Origin of the sequence: Leptospira ognonensis (assembly GCF_004770745.1) — a bacterium.
Lineage (GTDB): Bacteria > Spirochaetota > Leptospiria > Leptospirales > Leptospiraceae > Leptospira_A > Leptospira_A ognonensis.
This window is the reverse complement of the sequence record NZ_RQGD01000020.1, coordinates 89,527-109,351: the sequence shown is the minus strand read 5'-3', so window position 1 is coordinate 109,351 and position 19,825 is coordinate 89,527. Positions and strand designations below refer to the sequence as shown.

Annotated in this window: 11 protein-coding genes; 8 read left to right on the top strand and 3 right to left on the bottom strand. The window is 37.7% G+C overall.

Annotation, left to right across the window (positions count from 1 at the left end; all coding sequences use genetic code 11):
• Positions 1-13 precede the first annotated feature (13 nt).
• The 3 genes from EHQ58_RS05670 to EHQ58_RS05660 are packed head-to-tail and all read left to right on the top strand — an operon-like array spanning position 14 to position 11,612.
• Positions 14-3,049: an LIC_11026 family protein gene (locus EHQ58_RS05670; RefSeq protein ID WP_135622904.1), complete on the top strand. Its 3,036-nt coding sequence runs from the start codon at positions 14-16 to the stop codon at positions 3,047-3,049.
• Positions 3,050-3,059: 10 nt separating this feature from the next.
• Positions 3,060-3,653 (top strand): DUF1318 domain-containing protein, encoded by a 594-nt coding sequence (locus tag EHQ58_RS05665; protein WP_135622903.1) that lies wholly within the window; start codon positions 3,060-3,062, stop codon positions 3,651-3,653.
• Positions 3,654-11,612 carry a biopolymer transporter TolR gene (locus EHQ58_RS05660; RefSeq protein ID WP_246047184.1) on the top strand — a complete coding sequence of 2,653 codons (7,959 nt, stop codon included), beginning with the start codon at positions 3,654-3,656 and terminating at the stop codon, positions 11,610-11,612.
• A gap of 3 nt (positions 11,613-11,615) precedes the next feature.
• Here EHQ58_RS05660 and EHQ58_RS05655 read toward each other — a convergent pair whose 3' ends face one another.
• Complete coding sequence (locus tag EHQ58_RS05655; protein ID WP_135622902.1) at positions 11,616-12,707, bottom strand: aminopeptidase; 1,092 nt, start codon at positions 12,705-12,707, stop codon at positions 11,616-11,618.
• Positions 12,708-12,710: 3 nt separating this feature from the next.
• On the opposite strand from EHQ58_RS05655, the gene EHQ58_RS05650 reads away from it, so the two are divergent.
• The 4 genes from EHQ58_RS05650 to purM are packed head-to-tail and all read left to right on the top strand — an operon-like array spanning position 12,711 to position 16,981.
• Positions 12,711-13,838, top strand: a complete 1,128-nt coding sequence (locus tag EHQ58_RS05650) for a S1C family serine protease (protein ID WP_135622901.1) — start codon at positions 12,711-12,713, stop codon at positions 13,836-13,838.
• Positions 13,839-13,852: 14 nt separating this feature from the next.
• Positions 13,853-15,154: a pyridoxal phosphate-dependent aminotransferase gene (locus tag EHQ58_RS05645; protein ID WP_135622900.1), complete on the top strand. Its 1,302-nt coding sequence runs from the start codon at positions 13,853-13,855 to the stop codon at positions 15,152-15,154.
• A gap of 5 nt (positions 15,155-15,159) precedes the next feature.
• Positions 15,160-15,960: a glutamate racemase gene (gene murI, locus EHQ58_RS05640; protein ID WP_135622899.1), complete on the top strand. Its 801-nt coding sequence runs from the start codon at positions 15,160-15,162 to the stop codon at positions 15,958-15,960.
• Positions 15,953-16,981, top strand: coding sequence for a phosphoribosylformylglycinamidine cyclo-ligase (gene purM, locus EHQ58_RS05635; protein ID WP_135622898.1), 1,029 nt, complete (start codon positions 15,953-15,955; stop codon positions 16,979-16,981). The genes murI and purM overlap by 8 nt, the downstream gene beginning before the upstream one ends.
• A 47-nt stretch (positions 16,982-17,028) precedes the next feature.
• On the opposite strand, the gene EHQ58_RS05630 is transcribed toward purM, so the two are convergent.
• Together EHQ58_RS05630 and EHQ58_RS05625 are read right to left on the bottom strand one after the other, a co-directional pair.
• Positions 17,029-18,384, bottom strand: a complete 1,356-nt coding sequence (locus EHQ58_RS05630) for a hypothetical protein (RefSeq protein ID WP_246047182.1) — start codon at positions 18,382-18,384, stop codon at positions 17,029-17,031.
• Positions 18,385-18,407: 23 nt separating this feature from the next.
• Complete coding sequence (locus EHQ58_RS05625; RefSeq protein WP_135622897.1) at positions 18,408-19,439, bottom strand: hypothetical protein; 1,032 nt, start codon at positions 19,437-19,439, stop codon at positions 18,408-18,410.
• Here EHQ58_RS05625 and EHQ58_RS05620 point away from each other — a divergent pair.
• A complete protein-coding gene (locus EHQ58_RS05620; protein ID WP_246047180.1) occupies positions 19,438-19,821 on the top strand; it encodes a hypothetical protein in 384 nt (127 codons plus the stop codon). The two genes, EHQ58_RS05625 and EHQ58_RS05620, sit on opposite strands and share 2 nt — an antisense overlap.
• Positions 19,822-19,825: the final 4 nt, after the last annotated feature.

Genomic DNA, 19,825 nt, shown 5'->3' with positions numbered 1-19,825 from the left:
AGCGATCTCGAGTGTGGGTTCCTTATTTCTGGAAAATTTGCATCGGATCGCGACGAAAACTTGGTTCCGTCTCCTTTTATCTCTATTTTTAATTTATAAATCTATCTTTAACGTCTATTCGGCGGATTATTTGCTTCCCCGATTGGTAGAAACCTATACCAATGCGGAACTAGAGATCGATACGAAAGTATTCTCCCTTTTTTTCGGATTCGAAACAAACTCCATTCGTTTCAAAATAAAAAATGAGTTCCCGAATGAATCTCTTTTTGAAGCCAAACGACTTGCCGTGCGCTACAATTTATTATCCCTCTTTTATCTGAAGCTAAAAATCAGTGAGGTAGCGATTGAGTCGGGAACTCTCTTTTTACATGAACGGAACGGTATCTGGAACTACGCACGTATTGCGAAGGTAACGAGTCCTAACATAGAGCCCACTGCAGAAACATCACCACCGTTAGAGGAGATTCGGACGTATCTACCACTCCTTGCAGAGGCACATATAAACATTGACCAGTTCCATTTACGTTATTGGAAAGAGTCGGAAAAAAGAATTCTTGCAGATGTGTATGATTTTAATCTCCGTTTGGATCTAATCACAAACCGTTTTACCACCTTGCCTTTAAACTTTGAAATTCTGGATCAAATAGATAACTTTTATTTGGCACTAAATCCCAATAGGTCATTACCTATTGAAATAGATTCGGAGGACATTAATTGGAAGCAAACGATCCCTCTCAGCCTTCTTCTCGATTGGAAAAACCGATCAGAAAATCCCCTGTTCTTATTTTCATCCAACATAGGCTCAGATCAAATTCAACTCGAATACAAAAAGAAACCCATCCAATTTGGTGTCTCTCTCAATCATCATATAGAATACTTTCCCGATAAAGACGAATTGATTTTTAAGCGATTTTTCCTCAAAATCCTTGGAGATACCTGGCTTTCACTTGTTGGAAAGATGGAACTTATCCAAACACCAGAACCGAAAGTTTCCATAAAAGTAGCTGAGTCAAATATTCACTTAGCACCTTTAAGTCGTTTGATCGGCCAATTGAATGGCATTCTTCCTCCCATTTCCTTAAGTGGGGATTTAAGTCTCGCGAATACTTCAATCGAAGGATCATGGAGTGACGTCTTGCTTAACTTAAATTTAAGCGGGAATAATTTATTTTTTGCAAATGGCAATGGAAAGAAACACAACATCAAAACAGTTGTTATAGATGCAAATTCGGGTTTAGATTTTTTGACAAAGAATGAGAAAACGGCGAAGGATCCTCTGCCTTTTGTTAAGACTTTCCAGATCGAAAAATTAATGTTAACTTATAATGATATCATATTATCACTCATAGCATCTTATGAAAAAACAAAGTTTTTAAATTTGTTGTTAAATGTGGAGAATTTAAATTTAGGTGAATTTACTTCCATTGTGGGAGGAAAAGCAAAGGCAAAAATAGAAATAAGTGCACTGGATTATTCCTACTTACCATTGAATGTAGATTTAGGAGTAGAGGGATTTAGGTATGCGATTGATCGTTCTAGGTCTCCGAACTCACGTTTGAGTTTGGTTGGTAATCTCGGTCTCGCCTTTGATAAACCTTTTGGTCTTTCTGCGATTTCGATTTCCAATTTGAATCTATTACAGAAAACAACTGCAGGTGGGAAAGCCTTGGTAGTTGACGTGGTTGGAAGTCTCTCTCTTTCTCCCAATGCCACTCGCATTCAAACTTCAAAAGCAAGCATCGGACTTGGTATTTCAAATCTTTTGCAAACTCTCCCTTTAGTTTTAAAAGAAAAAATTGCGCCTCTTCAGAGCATTGTAGGGAATGAGCCTCTTCTGAATATAAAATCAGACATCACATTAAATGAGTTGGGACAAAAATTTAAATTAGACCTTACTGGAGTGATACCTGGATTAGAATTAAAAGATTTGAATGTTAAGTTAGATGCAAGTATTTCGAAAAACAAAGAAAAAACCATAACGATCAATGACGTATTTATCACGGCATATCAAAAAGTCATTTCGCTAAACCTAAAAGGGATACTGACTGAAAAACAAGGGGATGTTAAAGCACCATTTGGCAATTATTTTGGTTCCATTGATACGAAACTTAAAATCAATTCAAAGGAAAAACGATATCTACTAAAAGGCATTTCCTTTATGGGAAATTTGGATCTAACAGCGAAAGTACGAGATTTTGATATCTCTGGACTACTACTATCCGACCACTCACACATCCATCAAACGAATCAAAAATGTCCTGGGGTCGACTGTCGTGTTTTTCTTGTAGAGGATATGGAGGCAAATATTCCTTTCCAACACAACCTCGCCTGGAAAAAACAAGAAAGCCTAATCGTGGGCGATAAATCTGTTTTTATTAAAACTTATGGTCGAACCGCAGAACCAAATTTAAAGATAGCCCAGGTTATAGGAACTCATCCAAGCATTCCCGATCTTCCTTTTGAATATGTGAAAAAACAAGGTGCGCTTCCTGGTTTTACAGCAAGAATTGATTATAGAGAAAATTACGCCACGATTGATGATTTAAAAGCATACTCCTTAGATGGATTGATACTCGGCAAAAATATGGTTTTTAACGTTGGCTCCGGAGATCCAGCGTTCATGGAGTTTCGTGGCAATTTACAAATTCGTGACATTGATCTTAAACAATTGATGGCACCAAAGATTCGAGATAAAATAGAAGATGGAAAAATAAAAGCTGACTTAAACATTTCCGTAAGAAATTTAACGGAACCAGTCGCGAATATGGATTTGTTTTTTTACATTTTCCAAATCGGGAGTGATTTTGGCAAGAGTGCACTCAATGTGATTTCACAACAGAATTTATTAATTGATAGAATTGCAGATAGTTACTCTGTAAATAAAATTGATGTATCTTTATCCAAAGGGCTTGTTTATGCAGATGTATTTTTTAGAAGGTCATTCTTATCTATATTTGTAAATTTAGAGGATAGCAAAATCTCTCAGCAACGGATGCCTTTGGCAAACTTTCTAAAACGTGCACAATCTGAAATTCAATCCTACCAATAAGAGGCAAATTATGAAATTATTTTCTGTTATATTCATTCCTTTATTACTTACTCATTGCCAAGCATTGATAAACTTTAAAGTACCACCATTTACTATCACTAACGCACAAACGGCGGCTGAGAAACAAATGATAGGTGAAGACAGGGATCTCGAGAAGGATGGATGGCTCGTTTCATCGATTCAATCCTCATCTGGATCGAATTCCTCGAAATCTGTCTCTCCTTCGGGCGGTGAAGATCCTGAATTTTCGGGTCATTTGATGAGATTGAATTATCTAGCACCTGAAGTAAAAAAATATAAGACTCATGGAATGATAGGTGAGGGTTACGGTGGAGTTTTAAAAAACAATCCTCTAGCGAGCGCCTCCCCGTTCTTTGGCCAGTATGATTTGCCATCAAAGCGAAAACGAATTGATGATGTTCTTAACTTAATCAATGAATCTAGGAAAATCATTATAGAAAAGCAAGTTGATGCCGAACGCAAGAAGGGAAAAAAAGAAGATGAGCTGAAAATTTTTAAGCAAAGTCTAGTAGATGGATACCAAAAGTTTGTTACAAAGGGAGAATACTTTGAAGCGAATGCCGGTAAGTGGGAGCGTTTGTGAATGAAATACACTGGCTCAATCCTATTCGTCCAATTAGTAACTTTCTTTTTAATTCAATGTAATTTATTACAAAGGTCTGTAAAGATAGCACCTGTTACCTTTGACTATAAAGCCATTTCGAATAACTATTTTTCTCCCAATCAATCCAAGCCGTTTCCGTTAACTGTGCAAAGAGGTAACAACTTATATAACTCTACAACGATCGATGGTCGCTATCTATTTTATGCGACCGATCAAAAAGGAAATTATGATATTTGGTTTCGAGATCTTCAAAGCTCCGTTGTAGTTCCTGTTACGAATAGCCCATTTTCCGAATCGAAGCCGAGCATTTCGCCTGACGGAAAGTATCTGGTCTATGTATCTGAGGAATTTGATTCAAGTGGGGATCTAATACTCCTCGAAATGGATATCGAAGAATGGACAAAAGAACTACTGGAAGGCAATCGATTTATAAACCAGGACACCATCAACCTCACAAACTTAAAATCGAAGGGGGAATATAGTAAACAACAGATTGTCGATACCGATCCAGTTTGGTCTCCTGATGGGAAATATGTATTATTTGTTTCTGATAGGTTTTCACCAGGATTGCCAAATCTTGTCGTGATCAATCCTCGAAAACCTGAAGAAATTTTTCAGCTAACAGCAGATGGAGGAGTGAATCCCTCTTTTTCTGCCAAAGGAGATTATGTTTACTACATATCGTACAAAGATGATCCGAGAGGCGAAATCTATCAATTGAGATTATCGGATAAGTCGATTTCTCGTTTAACTGAAAATAACTACTTAGATTACTCTCCTTCTGTTGATGCCAAAAATTCATTTCTTTACTATTCTTCTATTAGAACTGATACAAATTTAAACGGTCGACTCGATGAAAGAGATACAAATTTACTTGTTATGCGAAATTTACAAACGGGTAGAGAAAGGGTCCTTTCCTCGGGCGAAGCTTCTTACTTTGATGTTCGGTATTCCAATTTTAATGGCGGTTCGATTCTTTTTTCTGCTCCTTATTTTAATTCTATAAACATTTATTTTATCCCAGAAAATGGATCTGTACCCAGACAAAACTCTATCGCCGAGCAGTATCAGTATACAAAAGCATTTCAGGATAAACAAAGTTTAGATTCTTACTTTTTGGGTCTTGATTCGATTGAGTTATTTCATTCGGAAGATCCACTTTTCCCTATTTACTCCGCACGTGCAAAAGCCTTAAAGGCACAGGCTTTTGAAAAAATGGGGAAATCATCTGAGGCAAAGCTTATATTCTTAGAAATGAGAAACCAAAAAATTTCCCCTAATTCTGTATTTGAAATTGGATATGGTCGATGGTTGCTTGGAAATCCAAGTTCACGCAATGAAGAATTAAAAAAATACATATCTCTTGTGGACTCTGAAACTGTTTCCCTTGATACTATTCCCTCTCTAATGCATATTCTGATAGACGAATATGAACACGTAGGCATGTCTCAATTGTCATCGCACTTGATTGCTGAGTTGAATGAAAAGTTCCCAGATTACCATCAAATCAGAGAGATAAGAAGAAGATTAGGTGGCTATGAATTTACAAAAGATTCTAAATCCATTCCGAATGTCTACCGTTTGATCCTTGCAAACTGGCATCGGGAAAAAGAGCGTTTTCTACAAAACCCACAGGTTCCTTTTTCAACTGATAGCAAACGAGATTTACGGTATGCTCTAGAAGACATGACAACAAAAATTGAATCAGGTAGAAATCCTGAGGAAGTGATTGCGTGGACAACAGACCTTTTGCAAAATCCTGAAATGCAGAAGGAAGTATTAATCCAAACAACGCTGCAGTATTTGAAGGCGAAAGCACTTGCCGAGACACGAAAATTCGCGGAATCAAATACAGTAATAGACTCAATAGTTCCGATTCCTATAAATATCGACCTCGAACCACCAGGTAAACCTACAATTTTTGAAATGACTGCATTCCAAGTCGCGTATAAAAATCCTATATTGTTACGATCGAATTTACTCAAATATCAAAATCAAAAATCGCTCGGCAATACTTCGGATGCGCTACGAAATATGAAAATCTATTTAGAGTTTTACGATCCAGTTTTAGGTGTTGATTTGAAGGTTGAAGAAATCCAAAATGCATTTCTTTATTTTGAGAATAAAGCCTTGGAATTCGAGAGACTAGGCAATCTACTTCAGTCTTCTTTTCATTATTTTTTTAACAATCAAAATATGTTTCTTGTTAAGACAAGAAATTTGTATTTAGATTCTTTATACAAAGAATATGCCGTATATTACCAACGCAAAATGGTAGATACGATATTTGATTATGGTAAGAAGTTACGAGAAGAGGAAGAGAAAGCATTATTAAACCAACTGAATATTCTTGGTAAGGATAAGTTAAACGTAATTGGAAACATAACAGATTTAACATCAGTTGTTACCGATAATAAATATTTGAGAAGTGTTGTTGATTTAAAAGACCTAGAACAAATCGAAGTTTTATCAAGTGAAGCACTTCGATGGACGGAATTATATTATAAACAAGCAGTTCCGAGGGCTAGACCTCATCTGGATTTAGCAACACTCTATGGGTATGCTTATTTTTTAATAAATAAATATGTCATCTATGAATCTTACTACTATGCGACTGATACGATGACGGATGCTCGTAAAAAAGAAATATTGGAGAATTATAAAAAAGCAGAATGGGAATTGAAATGGATCATCTTTGCGGAGCCCACATATTATGATGCGTATCAACTGTTAGGCTGGTTATACCAATATATAGATCTAATCAAGCTCAGAAAAACGGATACGAGTTCGGAAACTGATGAAGAAATGTATCTTTCCTTGTATAAAAGATTTTTTCCTGAAAAAAACTTAGAAGGAAATGTAGAGTTATACTCACAAATTCTAGTCTTCTTGGATGAGGGTAAAACCGATCCGAAAGTTTTGTCTGACTTGAATCTAAATCTTGGAAATAATTACTTTTTATTAAATAATTATCCGAAGGCAAATGAAAGATATACAAAGGTTGAGGAGACTTCGAAATTACTTTTATCTAAAAATCAATTTGAAGGATATAGAAGGGAGGCGGTATTTCGCTATAATTTTGGAAGGTCTCTAATTTATCAGGGGTTATATACTAAAGCCATTGAACAATTTGAATTATCCATACAACTTTATTTTAAAAATGAATATTATCAAGCTGTCAATTTACAGGCATCTGAGGATAGCCAAGTAAATAGAGATAAACTAGCCAATGTGAGGTCAAAGTTGGCTTTACTTTTTTCATTGAAAGGTCTTTCCGAACTTGAAAGTCAAAGGTACGCTGAGTCTATAGTTTCTTTTCAAACCGCAATCGCCTATAATAATGGGATAAATTTTGTAAATCCCATCAACTTGTATAATTATTTGGCAATTGCTTTTCAGAAAGCAGGACGTTTCCGTAATTCCTATGAAATGTTAACTTTAGCCAAATCGGAATACGAAAAGTCTAGACCTAATTTTCTTACTCGCTTGAAATCGGTTTATTTTTGGAATTTTTTATTGTCTGCTGATTCTCGAGTGATAGGTGAGGGGCGTTTCCCAGGCGAATTTCCAGACGATTTCAAATACCTACTCGGCCTAGGTGTCGGAATTGAAAATCATATTGAACAAAGAGAATACAGTCTCGCATTATCAGAGTTAGAAAAACGAAATAATTTTATTTTAGATAAATCTTTAGACAAAACGATCATGGGGAGATCGATTTTGGCAAAATCAAAACAAATCGCCGCCCAAATTCATTACGAAAATCGAGAATCAGATTTGGCAGTCGAGTCCTTTGAAGAACTTATTGAGCTCGTTAAAAAGCCAGAGAATAAAGATCCAAAGGAGAAAGTTTTTTCGGGCTATGCTGCGTCCGTATTTTCCTTTGTTGAGTCAAATGCAAATAGGAAGGAAGAAGCACTTAGTAAGGTAAGGAAATTAATTTCGGAATTAGATTCATGGAAGCAGGCATATATAGGAAATTGTGCTATAGTAGATTGTGAGCTTTCCTTTCGTAGAAGTAATATTCGATATGATATTACAAAAGGTATCGCCTATTACTATTTAGGTGAGTTAATACGAGATTCATCCAAGGAGAATGCAATGGAATCCTATGCTACTGCTGCGGAACTGTTAGAAAATCCGGGAGAGGTAAATCCAAGTGAAATTGGCCTGGCAGGTGATCCACTGAAACGTAAAGAACGAATCCGATTGCTCTACAATCTTGCAGCGATCTATGACAGGTTGGGTGACATTTTATTGTCTGATCGAAAGTTAAAAGAGGCTTCCGAGTTAGCGTATGAATTTCGTTTAGAGGAAGAATCTTTTTGGATTAATAATTTAAAATTGGAACTGCTACTTCGAAGAAAATCTATCCCCAAAGTAGAACGATCTTCTCAGATTAAGAGTGTGGTGACCGAGCTTGAAAATGCCTGGCAGTCAAAACCAGAATTAAGATTGTTTTCTAGAAGAACATCATTAGATAAATTTGGAAATTTATTGAGTGATTATTACCTTGTTAATGAGAAATATGAAATCATTCCCTCGATTTGGGAAGAGATTCGAAACATTTATTTATTTCGTGATGCCATGGGTTCTCAATTTGAATTTGAAGATTCAAAACTGAATCTAGCTTATGCGGATATTGTTCAATGGATGAAAAATTATAAAAAAATAATTTCTTCATTAGAGGAAAAAACCCAGCGTAGAGAGAATATTGTCCAAATCAATGGCATTCGTGACAGGGAGAATAAAAAATTTCCTGTATTACTCGCAAAAATTAAGGAAATGAGTCCTGCAAGGTTTGCTTTTTTCCATCCTAATGAAAGACCAGAAATAAATTTCCCAGATGCCTGGCTTGGTATTTATAAATGGGGAAGAGATAGCTTATTCATTCAGAGTCAAAAATCAAAACTGGAAATTAGACTTTGTGAACCAACAAATTTAAATACATGTGGCTTAAAAATTATACCTGAAAAAATTTTCGTTCAAGGTATAGGTTCTGATTTTTCCAAGGCAGATGTTGACGAGATACAAAAATTCCTACTCCTCGATGGTAAATCGATTTCATTTATTTTTGATAGAAGCCATGTAAAACTTTTTGATGAAAAGAACGAACGCAATTGGAAATGGACCACATTATTGGCGGATAAGAAAATTGAATCCTCCTCTTCAAATGTAAGGATACCTCCAACTGATGAACTCGGTTCGTTGTTATATGATACAGATATTTTAGTATCCTCGAAGTTAAGAAAAATGAGCGGAAGTTTGTTTGGGGATGAAATATCACAAAGATTACCACTGAGAGAGATTTTTTCCACATCAGGATCCGAAATATCTATCGTTGGTTTACATTCTGATGAAATGAAAGCTCAGTCTGACTGGAATCGTCTTGGCTACTTATACGAGGTATTGAGATCTAAACGCATCCAGAATTTAGTATCCTATTCCTCGAAGGATGTTGAGAACGCTTTACTCTCTGGTAAGCCAGATCTAACTTCTTTGAATCGCAATCCATCTGTTTATCTTTTCGGAAATTGGCAAAGTAATGAGGGGAAGGGTAACCTAAAAGCTCGCTTAGAAGAGTTTTTGAAGAAAGGTTCTCTATTTGAAAAGGATAAGGATTACACGGAAGCATATAATCAGTATTATACGGCATCTACCTTGCTCGAAAACTCAGATCCTCGTCTTCCTGAGTTGGAATTAAAACTAGCGAATTTGAAAGTTGAGTTATTCCCTTCAATTGCAAAGCATGTTTTTTATGAACCGTTATTGAAAAAATATAACGAGGATGATTTGCAGAATAGGATTCGATACCAATATTTCGTAAGCTGTTATAGCGATAAAGATATACGAGAATGTGAAAAATTGAAACAATCCTGGCAAGGATCCTCCGGAGTTCTATATGCAAAAGCGTTTCAATTTTATACAAGTCTTAGATTTGGAAAAGTAAGTAAAATTGCAGAGTTTAATAAAGCACGCGCGGAACTCGAATCAAATGAAGATCAATTCATACAATCTTATCGCCTGGGTACTCTTTATATTCAGAATTATTTGTTTAAGGAGGCCGAGAAAGAACTGTCCAGATCTTATCAATTTGCAAAGACTCCAAAAGAGAAGAATATAACAAAGAATAGGGAACTAGAAATTTTATTTCATAAAGGATTGTTATTTGGTGATAAAGGAATTCATTTAACGAACCTAACGTCAACGTCAGCTTATAGCCTGGGTTTTCGCAAGCTTTGGAAAGAATATGATCAGAAAATATACTCCAGGGAATTTACGAAATTCGGATATGCTGATTCAATCTATGATTTGTATCGAAAGAAAATGTATGAAGGGTGGAAAGACCAACAGAACAAAGGATATTTTGATCCATTAATGCTCACTCCAGAATATCTTACTTCTGGCTCGTCCGTACTTGAAAAGTTATCCCATTTGAATCGGACACTCATGTTTTCGTTGTTAAAGAGATCAATTGAACTGCAAAAGAAAAATGAGGTTAATGCTCTTATTAGTTTACTTTTAAAAGAAGAGACGTCGGAGAAAAGACCTATGCGTGCTTTGACTTTTCGTTTACTACAAGCAGAAAAATTATATCTACGCGGTGAGATTGAGGCTGCTGATGAATTGATAACGCAATTTGAAAAAGAATATGAAGATATCGGATTTGGAAATTCATTTTTAGATGATTACTATACTAATTTAAAGTATAAGACTAGTTATATTTTTGAAAAGGGAAATCCGGATGATTATTATTTTAAAAGCGAGATATCATCGCTCTATCCAAAGATAAAATCGAGTTCCCCTGAAAATTATATTCCCTTACTTAATGAACTAATGAAAACTCTAAAAAGTGAATACTTAAGTGAGAATCTCAGAACAGAGCTTGATTTTGTTTTTCTATATATGCTCAAGCAATCATTACAAAAAAACTCTTCAGAAACTTTTTTCGATGTGGCCATTGCTAGAGATAGATTGGGATCATATAGTGAACGTTATTTCGGTGAGAAGGTATTTATCAGGGATTTGCCCAGATTTGATCTATATAGCGAGAGACTAAAGAAACGACTTCCGAAAAATCAAGAGCTAACTGCCTTGATTGATGTCGGTAAAAAAACATATACTTTGAGTTTTATGGAAAATAAATCAAGTGGTCGCGAATTATTCGTAGATAATAAAGAGGTTACCCGAGACGTATTGCGATATTTTGTGGCATCAGAATTAGGAGGGCTTGAGACTCTCCTTAGAGATTCCGTCTCCGACAGATATAGGAATTCGATTCGTTTAGCGAAAGGTAGACGACATTATTTATATGTGAGTGGGTTTCACGCTAAGGTACCGATCAATTTCCCAGACATCGAACTTTACCACGTTTCATCGATTTCAAATTTTATTGATAATCCTTTCTTGAAGAAATCGAAAATTGATGTTTATGACGGAGTGCCAGGTTTGAATTACGATTCAACTAAGCTCGGGCCAGACGAAAAAATTAGATTAGATTTAATCGCTTGGGAATTGGGAGCAAAAAGAGAGAATAAGTCAACAAATATAGATAATCAGAAAATTGATTGGAATCAAAATAGTTTTGTAGAATATGCAGATTCCCCTATAGGGAAAATTTCCTTAAATGCTAAGAGAGGAATGACTTATTTTGCGAACAATAAATTAGGCGAGAAAACTTTTTATTCAAATGATTTCTTTAACCTTAGTTATTTTGTTGGAACGAATGTTCAAGATTTGTATTTGCTTCATTCGGGAATTCAGACTGGTTCCCATAATATAAAATTTACAAAACGTTTTTTTGAGAAATTTGAAGGACGTAAACCCATCCAAGTCCGTCTTGATGAGGCCAAAGAAGCAGCAAGAGTTGAGTCTCCTGAGGATCGGTATTGGACTGGATATCGACTTTACACAAGTGCTATCATAGAGGACAATTAAATGCTAAAAGTCTTCTTCGGGAGTAAGGAAGCTTTTTCTTTCTTCAGGAGATAAATCAAATAACTTTTTGATCTCTGCATGAAAGGTTTTGAAATCACGATTCACATTTTGAAAGATTGTCTCGAAACCTTTTACGCCGGAATGATAGCGCAGAAAACCAAGAAAGTCCTCGTTGTTCCATTCCCGTTTTCGAAACTCTTCAGTTTTTTTTTCGGAAATGATTCCTATTTTCAATATCTCTTCCTTAAAAGCATGGATGATTTCCTTTTTAGACTTTAGTTTTTCCTCGGATGACAAATTAGAATTGTATACTTGATCAAGCATTCTGGCATATTTTTTTAATAAAAACAAAGATTGCTTTTTGGATTCCTTCTCTTTATAAATTTTTTCCAAGGACTTACTTTTGGTGCCTTCTGTTTCTAAGTAGTAACTTTCAACACCCTTTTCTTCTACAAAACTTGCATAGGACTCATTCAGATCGCTATCTCCAGGTAAATAAACAGTTGCGTGAGCCATCTCATGGAATACGAGACCAACTAGCAAATGTTCATCCCATTTTAGTTGTGGAGATAGCACAGGATCTGAGAACCAACCAAGAGTAGAATAGCCACCTATGACTCGAATACGGGTATCAAGTCCTTGATTTTTTAATTCATTTTCTAATTCGATTGCGTACTCTTTATCAAAAAAACCCTTATAGGGCACTGTTCCCGCAATCGGAAACCACCAGGTATAAGAGGTGAATGACAATGGCTCGGAGGCACTGACATTCCATCCGATCGCTTCGCGATTTAGTTTGGTAAAGTATTTGAATCCTCCCTTTTCATTTAATGCGAGTTTGGAGATCGCATACTCTCTAACTTTTGTTATCAATCTTAACTTTTGAAGTGAGTCTTCCTCTAGTTTGTTTTCCAAAATGATATTTTCAATTTTTTGTCTGTGCCAGAGGATTCTACCTTGCTCTGAGCCGACATGAAATAAATACGGGATGCAGCCTAGAAAGCTAAAGATCAGGCAAAGTGCCAGGAGTTTGAGAAATGCCTTTTTGGTTCGACATAAGAGAAGAGAGGGGGAGCATGGTGGGGAGATCAGCATTCTATGGAAAGAAAATACTCGATTCCAACAGTCGTCTACCTTAACTTCAGCCTTCTTTTCTTTCTTTTGTTTGTACTTTTTTTTCCTGAGATAAGATCTAGTGTTACTAAATTATTTGCCACGCCAAAGCCGATCTCCGCGAGCAAACAAAATCAAGCCATCCAATTACAAAATAGCTTTCGCAATGTTTACAGAGTCGCGCAAGAATTTGTCGTCTCCATCCGGACCAAAAAAACAGAGATGATTTTCCATCCGTATGCGTTCGGTGAGACGAAGGACGAAAGAATTTCCTCTCTCGGCAGTGGTTTTGTCATCGATGAACGCGGTTTTGTTGTGACAAATTACCATGTCATTAGAGATGCAGAAATCATAGAAATCATCATGCCTGATGGAAGAATTTTTCCCGCAAGGTATGTAGGAAGCCACGAGCGTGCTGACATTGCCCTTCTCAAAATTCCAAGCGATGACAAATTTGTTCCTGCCTTCCTGGGCAATTCTGATGAGATTGAAGTAGGGGATTGGGCCATCGCCGTTGGATCACCCTACGGTCTGGAAAAAACATTTACGGTCGGAGTTGTCTCTACAAAATCCCGTGAAGACTTGGATGAGACAGGCCAAACACACATCCAAACTGATACGGCGATCAACCCAGGATCGAGTGGTGGCCCACTATTGAATATTTATGGGGAAGTGATCGGAATCAATCGAATGATACGTTCCAGCACAGGGGCGAGTGCAGGCATTGGATTTGCCATTCCGATCAATTATGCCAAGAAAGTTTTGCGACAAATCGAGCAGAATGTCGGTCAAAACATACGCCCTGCGACCCTAGGTGTGATGGCTACCATCCCCCTCCCGGACCATAGAAAGTCCCTAGGCATCCCCAAGGAAGCCATCGGAGTGCTCGTATACGATATTGAACCTGCCTCCTCCGCGGAGAAAGGCGGTCTGCATAGGTATGATTTTATACTGGCTGCCAACGCGATGACGGTCCGCAATATCAATGATCTGAGGGAGCAGGTCGGGCTGGTAGGACTCGGTGGAGTCTTACGGTTGAAGATATTGAGGGAGGCCCAAGAGTTGGAATTATCCATCCCTTTAGTGGAGCTTAGCTACCGCAAAGGGAAATAAGTTCAGTAACCATCATGAGAAGAAACATTGTACATTCAGGTGCAGACGCACTGATTTATGAAATCCGCCAAATTGTCGGAATTGCAAAAAAAATCCAAGCTCTGGGTGTGCCCATCACCTGGGAAAATATTGGAGATCCTATCCAGAAGGGAGAGTCCGTCCCCGATTGGATGAAGTCCATCGTACAAGAATTAGTTCAGGAAAATGTTTCATGGGCTTACACGGCAACGCAAGGTGATGAAGGCACAAGAAAGTTTTTAAGTGAGAGAGTGAATGAAAGAGGTGGTGCACAAATCACTTCTGACGACATCCTTTTCTTTAATGGCCTAGGCGATGCGGTTGCAAAAATTTTTGGATTTATGAGAAGAGAAGCAAGGATACTCGGACCATCGCCAGCGTATTCTACTCTTTCTTCTGCGGAAGCCGCACACTCTGGATATGAGCATCTAACTTATGATCTAAATCCAAATAATGATTGGATGCCTGATCTTGAAGATATAGAAAATAAAATAAAATACAATGATTCCATTGCCGGAATCTTACTGATCAATCCTGATAATCCAACTGGCGCAGTTTATTCTAAGGATGTCATGCGCGAGATCGTTAAGATATGTGAGAAATATGATATTATACTTATTTGTGATGAAACCTATGCCCATGTAAATTATTCAGAATGGGGCTCGGTCCATCTATCGGAGGTTATTGGGGATAAGGTATGTGGCTTTGCCCTCAGGTCTATCTCCAAAGAATTTCCTTGGCCAGGTGCTAGATGCGGCTGGTTAGAAATTTTCAATCGAAAAAATGATCCAGTTTTTGAAAGATATATCAAAAGTTTGCTAGATGCAAAGATGTTAGAAGTTTGTTCAACGACATTGCCTCAGCTTTCTATTCCAAGGGTTTATTCACATCCAAGATTTTTGCCTCATCTCAAAGAAAGAAATGAAAAATTCAAATTGAGAGCCCATAATGCGACACTTTCATTCGCGGGTATACGTGGTGTAAAAGTGATCGAACCAAAGGGTGCATTTTACCTAACCGTTTTATTTGATGATGGTGCTTTAAAAGACGATATGACATTGCCTATTCCAAACGAGGAGGTAAAGAAATATGTCGAACCTCTTCTTGCAAAAGCGGCCTTAGATAGAAGATTTGTGTTACATCTACTTGCCTCTACAGGGATATGTGTAGTGCCGTTAAGTTCCTTTTGTTGCACACGAAATGGTTTTAGAGTTACGCTTTTAGAAGAAGATCCTGCCAAATTCAAGTGGATTTATGATACTCTTGCAGATTCCATTCGGAAATATTTAGGTTCATAATATCTGTGTTAGCTGGCAAGAAACGTATCGGACTTTTTGACTCTGGTCTCGGCGGGCTGTCTGTTTTAAAAACCATTTGGCTTGAGACCGCAGGATCACATTTCATTTACTATGCAGACTTAGACAACGGCCCGTATGGAAAACTAACCAAGGAGAAGGTTCTTGAGATATCGATAAAATCTTTTGAATTTTTGTTGGAAAAACAGGTAGATGCCGTTTTGTTTGCATGTAATTCCGCAACTTCAGCCGCCGCTCAATTCTTAAGACAAAATCATAGCATTCCTATTTTTGGAATGGAGCCAGCAGTGAAACCAGCTACTCTTGCGAATCCAGGGAAACCAATTGCAGTATTTGCCACAGAACTCACTTTAAAAGAAGAAAAATTTAAAAATCTAATCGAACAGTTAGGTTCACATAACACCTACTTACCCGTTCCTTGTGAAGGCCTTGCAAGACTTATAGATCTAGGTGAATGGGAAAAAGCATGGGAATTTTTAAATTCGATTCTAAAAGGAGTGATAGAAGAGACAAATATTTTTGTTTTGGGATGCACTCATTACGTATTTTTAAAAGAAAAAATTTTATCACATTATCCGAATGCGAAAATATACGATGGCAACCAAGGCACTGCATTACACATGAAAAAAATACTCAACCTAAATGGAACAGAGGGTAATACTTTGGATATCATTTTAAATTCTTGCGATTCCCACTATATCTCCGTGACAGAAGATATCGCTTCTCAATTTTCAAATTCTTTCTCCATTTCTGTAAATCACCAACTAGGAAAAAGCTCTCATGTCTGAAAATATCAATCTCTCTTACAAAGAAGCTGGTGTAGATACCGAGAAGGGCCAAGCCTTCGTCCAACGAATAAAAAAAAATGTCGCAACAACCCATTCAAAAAATGTGTTAGGTGGTCTTGGAGGATTTGCAGCGTGTTATGATGTGAGTTTTTTAAAATCTTACCAAACGCCCATTCTTTTATCGGGGACCGATGGGGTGGGAACTAAGTTGGAAATTGCTAGATTACTCGATACACATAATACCATTGGCATCGATTTGGTCGCCATGTGTGTGAATGATATTTTAGTAAACGGCGGCAAGCCGCTCTTTTTTCAGGATTATATAGCTTGTGGCAAATTGAATGTCCAAAAAATGGAACAGATCGTTTCTGGAATCGTTGATGGCTGCCACCAAGCAGATTGTTCGTTAGTTGGCGGCGAGACTGCGGAGCATCCAGGAACAATGGGAGAGGATGAATATGATCTTGCAGGATTCGTCGTCGGTGTCGTTGAAAAAGATAAAATGATTGATGGAAAGACGATCCTTCCCGGTGATAAAGTCATTGGCCTTGCTTCCTCGGGGCCACATAGCAATGGATTTTCCTTAATTCGAAAACTATTACTAAAGGACAATCGACTCCCCTCCGGGGATGACCTCACATTTATCAAAGACCATGTTTTTAAACCTACGAAAATTTATGTTAAGTCAGTGCTGAGCTTGATTGAAAAACACACCATCAAAGGAATGGTGCATATCACGGGAGGCGGATTTCACGAAAATATACCACGTGTCCTTCCAAAAGGTATGGGCGTAAAAGTAGAATCGAGTCTAATCCCTGAATCCTATGTCTTCAAAAAATTGGAGAAAGACTATCAGCTTGCAAAGGATGATATGTATTCAACTTTCAATATGGGAGTAGGGTATATTTTAGTTGTTTCGCCAAACACGTCTGAAGTGGTATGTTCGGTGTTACGAGAACTTGGAGAAAACGCATTTGTTTTTGGCGAGGTCACGAATTCCGGAAAGGTAGATATTCGTTAGAAAAAATTTGATTCTGTTTAGAAAAAAATTCGAAAAGCATCAACATCCTAAAAGGATTTTGTGACTCCGAAAGAATAATAGAGAATCGTCTGAGGTATTTTTTGTAATGTATACTTTTCTCGTAGGTATAATTTTGCAACTGAATCGACACTTGCATTTCCGGTATTTAAACCTTCAATGGCATTGAGCACGAAGGTATTGTCAGCGCCATACATGCGAGCAGGGTTAGGTATCCGTCCATCCTCCGAAGTTCGATTCCAACTCGCACGGCTTGGATCACCACCTGCATACCCATATGCATTGTTCGTATCCCAGATATACAAATCGGGTCGGTATATACCGACGATACGCGCAAAAAAATCACCAAGAGAAAAGGTCCATCCACCGGTGATATCTTGAATCCCATTTCGATTGTCCAGTAAATTGTTCGCTGCGGCATATCCGAACTGAAGCGATGGTTGGATTCTGAAAAACTGGTCCTTTCTAAATTCATGACCCATAGCCAAGGAAAGATAGTTTTTTCCAGCCATGTAACCACCATTATCTGTTGAATACTGTGTATAGATGGAAAAGGTCGGTTCGATACTTTCTAAAAATGGGAGCTTCCAAAAAATAAAGTATTCATGCCAGGACAGCCTCGTTATGGCATTGGTATTATTGGAATTATAAACATTCGGAGAATAGGGCGTCCCCGTTCCACCTGAGGCATAAGGATTCCCATTTTGTGTGGAGGGAGACATGGCAAAGGCAGGCGATTTATTAAAGGTATTATAAAACCAGATACCCGCAGATATTTTCCCAAGCCGAGATTCATCAAAATTATAAATAAAAGCAGTAAATAAACCATCCGCTCGTCTCATACCGTTTGGTTCTGTAGTAGGTGTTACATCTTTACCTGGCACGCGGCTTCCGCATGTTGAGTAATCTGGCATCGCTCCAGTACTTTGGGTTTGTATATTCTGGGCGCAGAGATCCTGATTTGACGCATCCCAGTATTTTGGTTCCTCCGAGATATAACTCGGACCCACACCCCCGCTTCCTGTTTGGAACAGCCTACGATCTGAGTCCCGATCCTCTCGATTTCGCAATTGGAAACTTCCAAACATTTGAAATTGAAAATTTTTACTTGGAGAATAAATATCAATGGTTGGTTGCAATGCGGGCGAATACGTGTAGCTCGAATACATTTCACCATTTCTGCGACGGAGCATATCTCCCCCTATGTCAATTCCCCTCCAAATGAAATTGGAAACAATTTCCGTATTCGTAATGATCGTAACACTTTCCTTGCTTGCCTTCGATTGCGCCTTTGTGGTCTCAAGCGGTAAGGCTTGCGCAATGAGTGAGATGCTCACGGAAATAAAAAAGAATACAATGATTCCGATTCGAAAAAAGGGAAACACCTTTGGTAAAAAAAAAATAAAAATTATTCTTTGATCCCAAAAATCTTATTCAGAAAGAGCCTCTGCGATTTTCCACTGCTTCTTGAGATTCCGTTTTCGAAGATCAACTTACTTTCTGAACCATTGATCGCATGTACTTCATATGGCTTACCTTGTAAGACAACGTGAACATAAGAAGCGTAGGCCTCCGCAAAAGTATCATCCGCATTTGTAGAAGCATAGAGTGTAACAAAGGGAGTATCTTCAAGTTCGGAATAAAGTTTGATCCCTTCCGATCCAAAAGGAATCATCCCCTTGGAATAGAATTTTATCTTTTTCTTATCTGTTAATTCACTATCGTGTTCTGACTCTACTTCACTAAGCCAAATGTCTTTGAAGAATGGAAAACTGCGAAAGTCTCGCTTTGGTAAACTATAGTCAGGACTTACATTATCCACAATGGATATGATATGACCAAACTCATGTAATAGAATAAAAGCGAGGGCATTCGAAACGGTATTGTTTTCTTCCTTTTCCAATACTAATTTCAAATCCTCACCTGAACCAAAAGAAAAAACAGTCTTCTCTTTGGCAGTAGCCCACTCGTTTGCAGGTTTACCTAGCCAATCTGTATCAATAAAGATAATGCCACCGATGGGATCTTTATTGTATCGTATAATGCCCGATAAAGCTGAAGAACCAAGATTTTTAACGAAGTAAATTGCAAAGACATACTTGTTGAATTGTTCGTTTACTTTTTCTGGGAATGATTTCTTAATTCCAGATAGTTTCGAAATAAAATCCTGTGCATGATCCGAAGCAATAGGCCTATCTTTGATTCCATCAATCTCGTTAATGGCAATGAGAGTTTCTCTTCTCATTTGGTCTAGTGGTTGTGACCGTGCGTCCCATTCCTCTCCTAAGGGGAAATTGAGAGACCTTCTTTGCAATCCAGGTTCACGAAGGCTCCAAGAAGCATATGGATTGTCGGGAATGACAACATCCTTGGCTCTACAGTTGACAAGTAGGATTGGAAGCAAAAAAAGGATGTATAAGGGCAATGTAAATTTTCTCATGAATGATTCTCTTTGCAGAGCAGTCCATAAATTCTATCATAGGATAGGAATCTTTGGGCTCTATTTTTTAGTTTTTTTCTCTCTTTTGTCACAATCAAATCCGTGGAATCGTTTGCCAACCACTCGCATTCTTTCTCGAAAGGATGTAAGCCACATCGTCCTCGAGGCCAGAACAGACCATGTCCGTGTCACACTTCTCGTATCAGAGCGCTTTCCTTACAATTACAAAGCGAATTCTTTTCCATTTTTCTTTCGCATGGAAGATGAAAAAAAAGCCAAGGAACTTGCTACACAGTTAGATACATACCTAGATAGTGGTAAAAGTTTTACAATTACCCTTTCGGGCTCAGAAGTGACGAGTTTGATTTGGGGAGAGCCCTAAATGC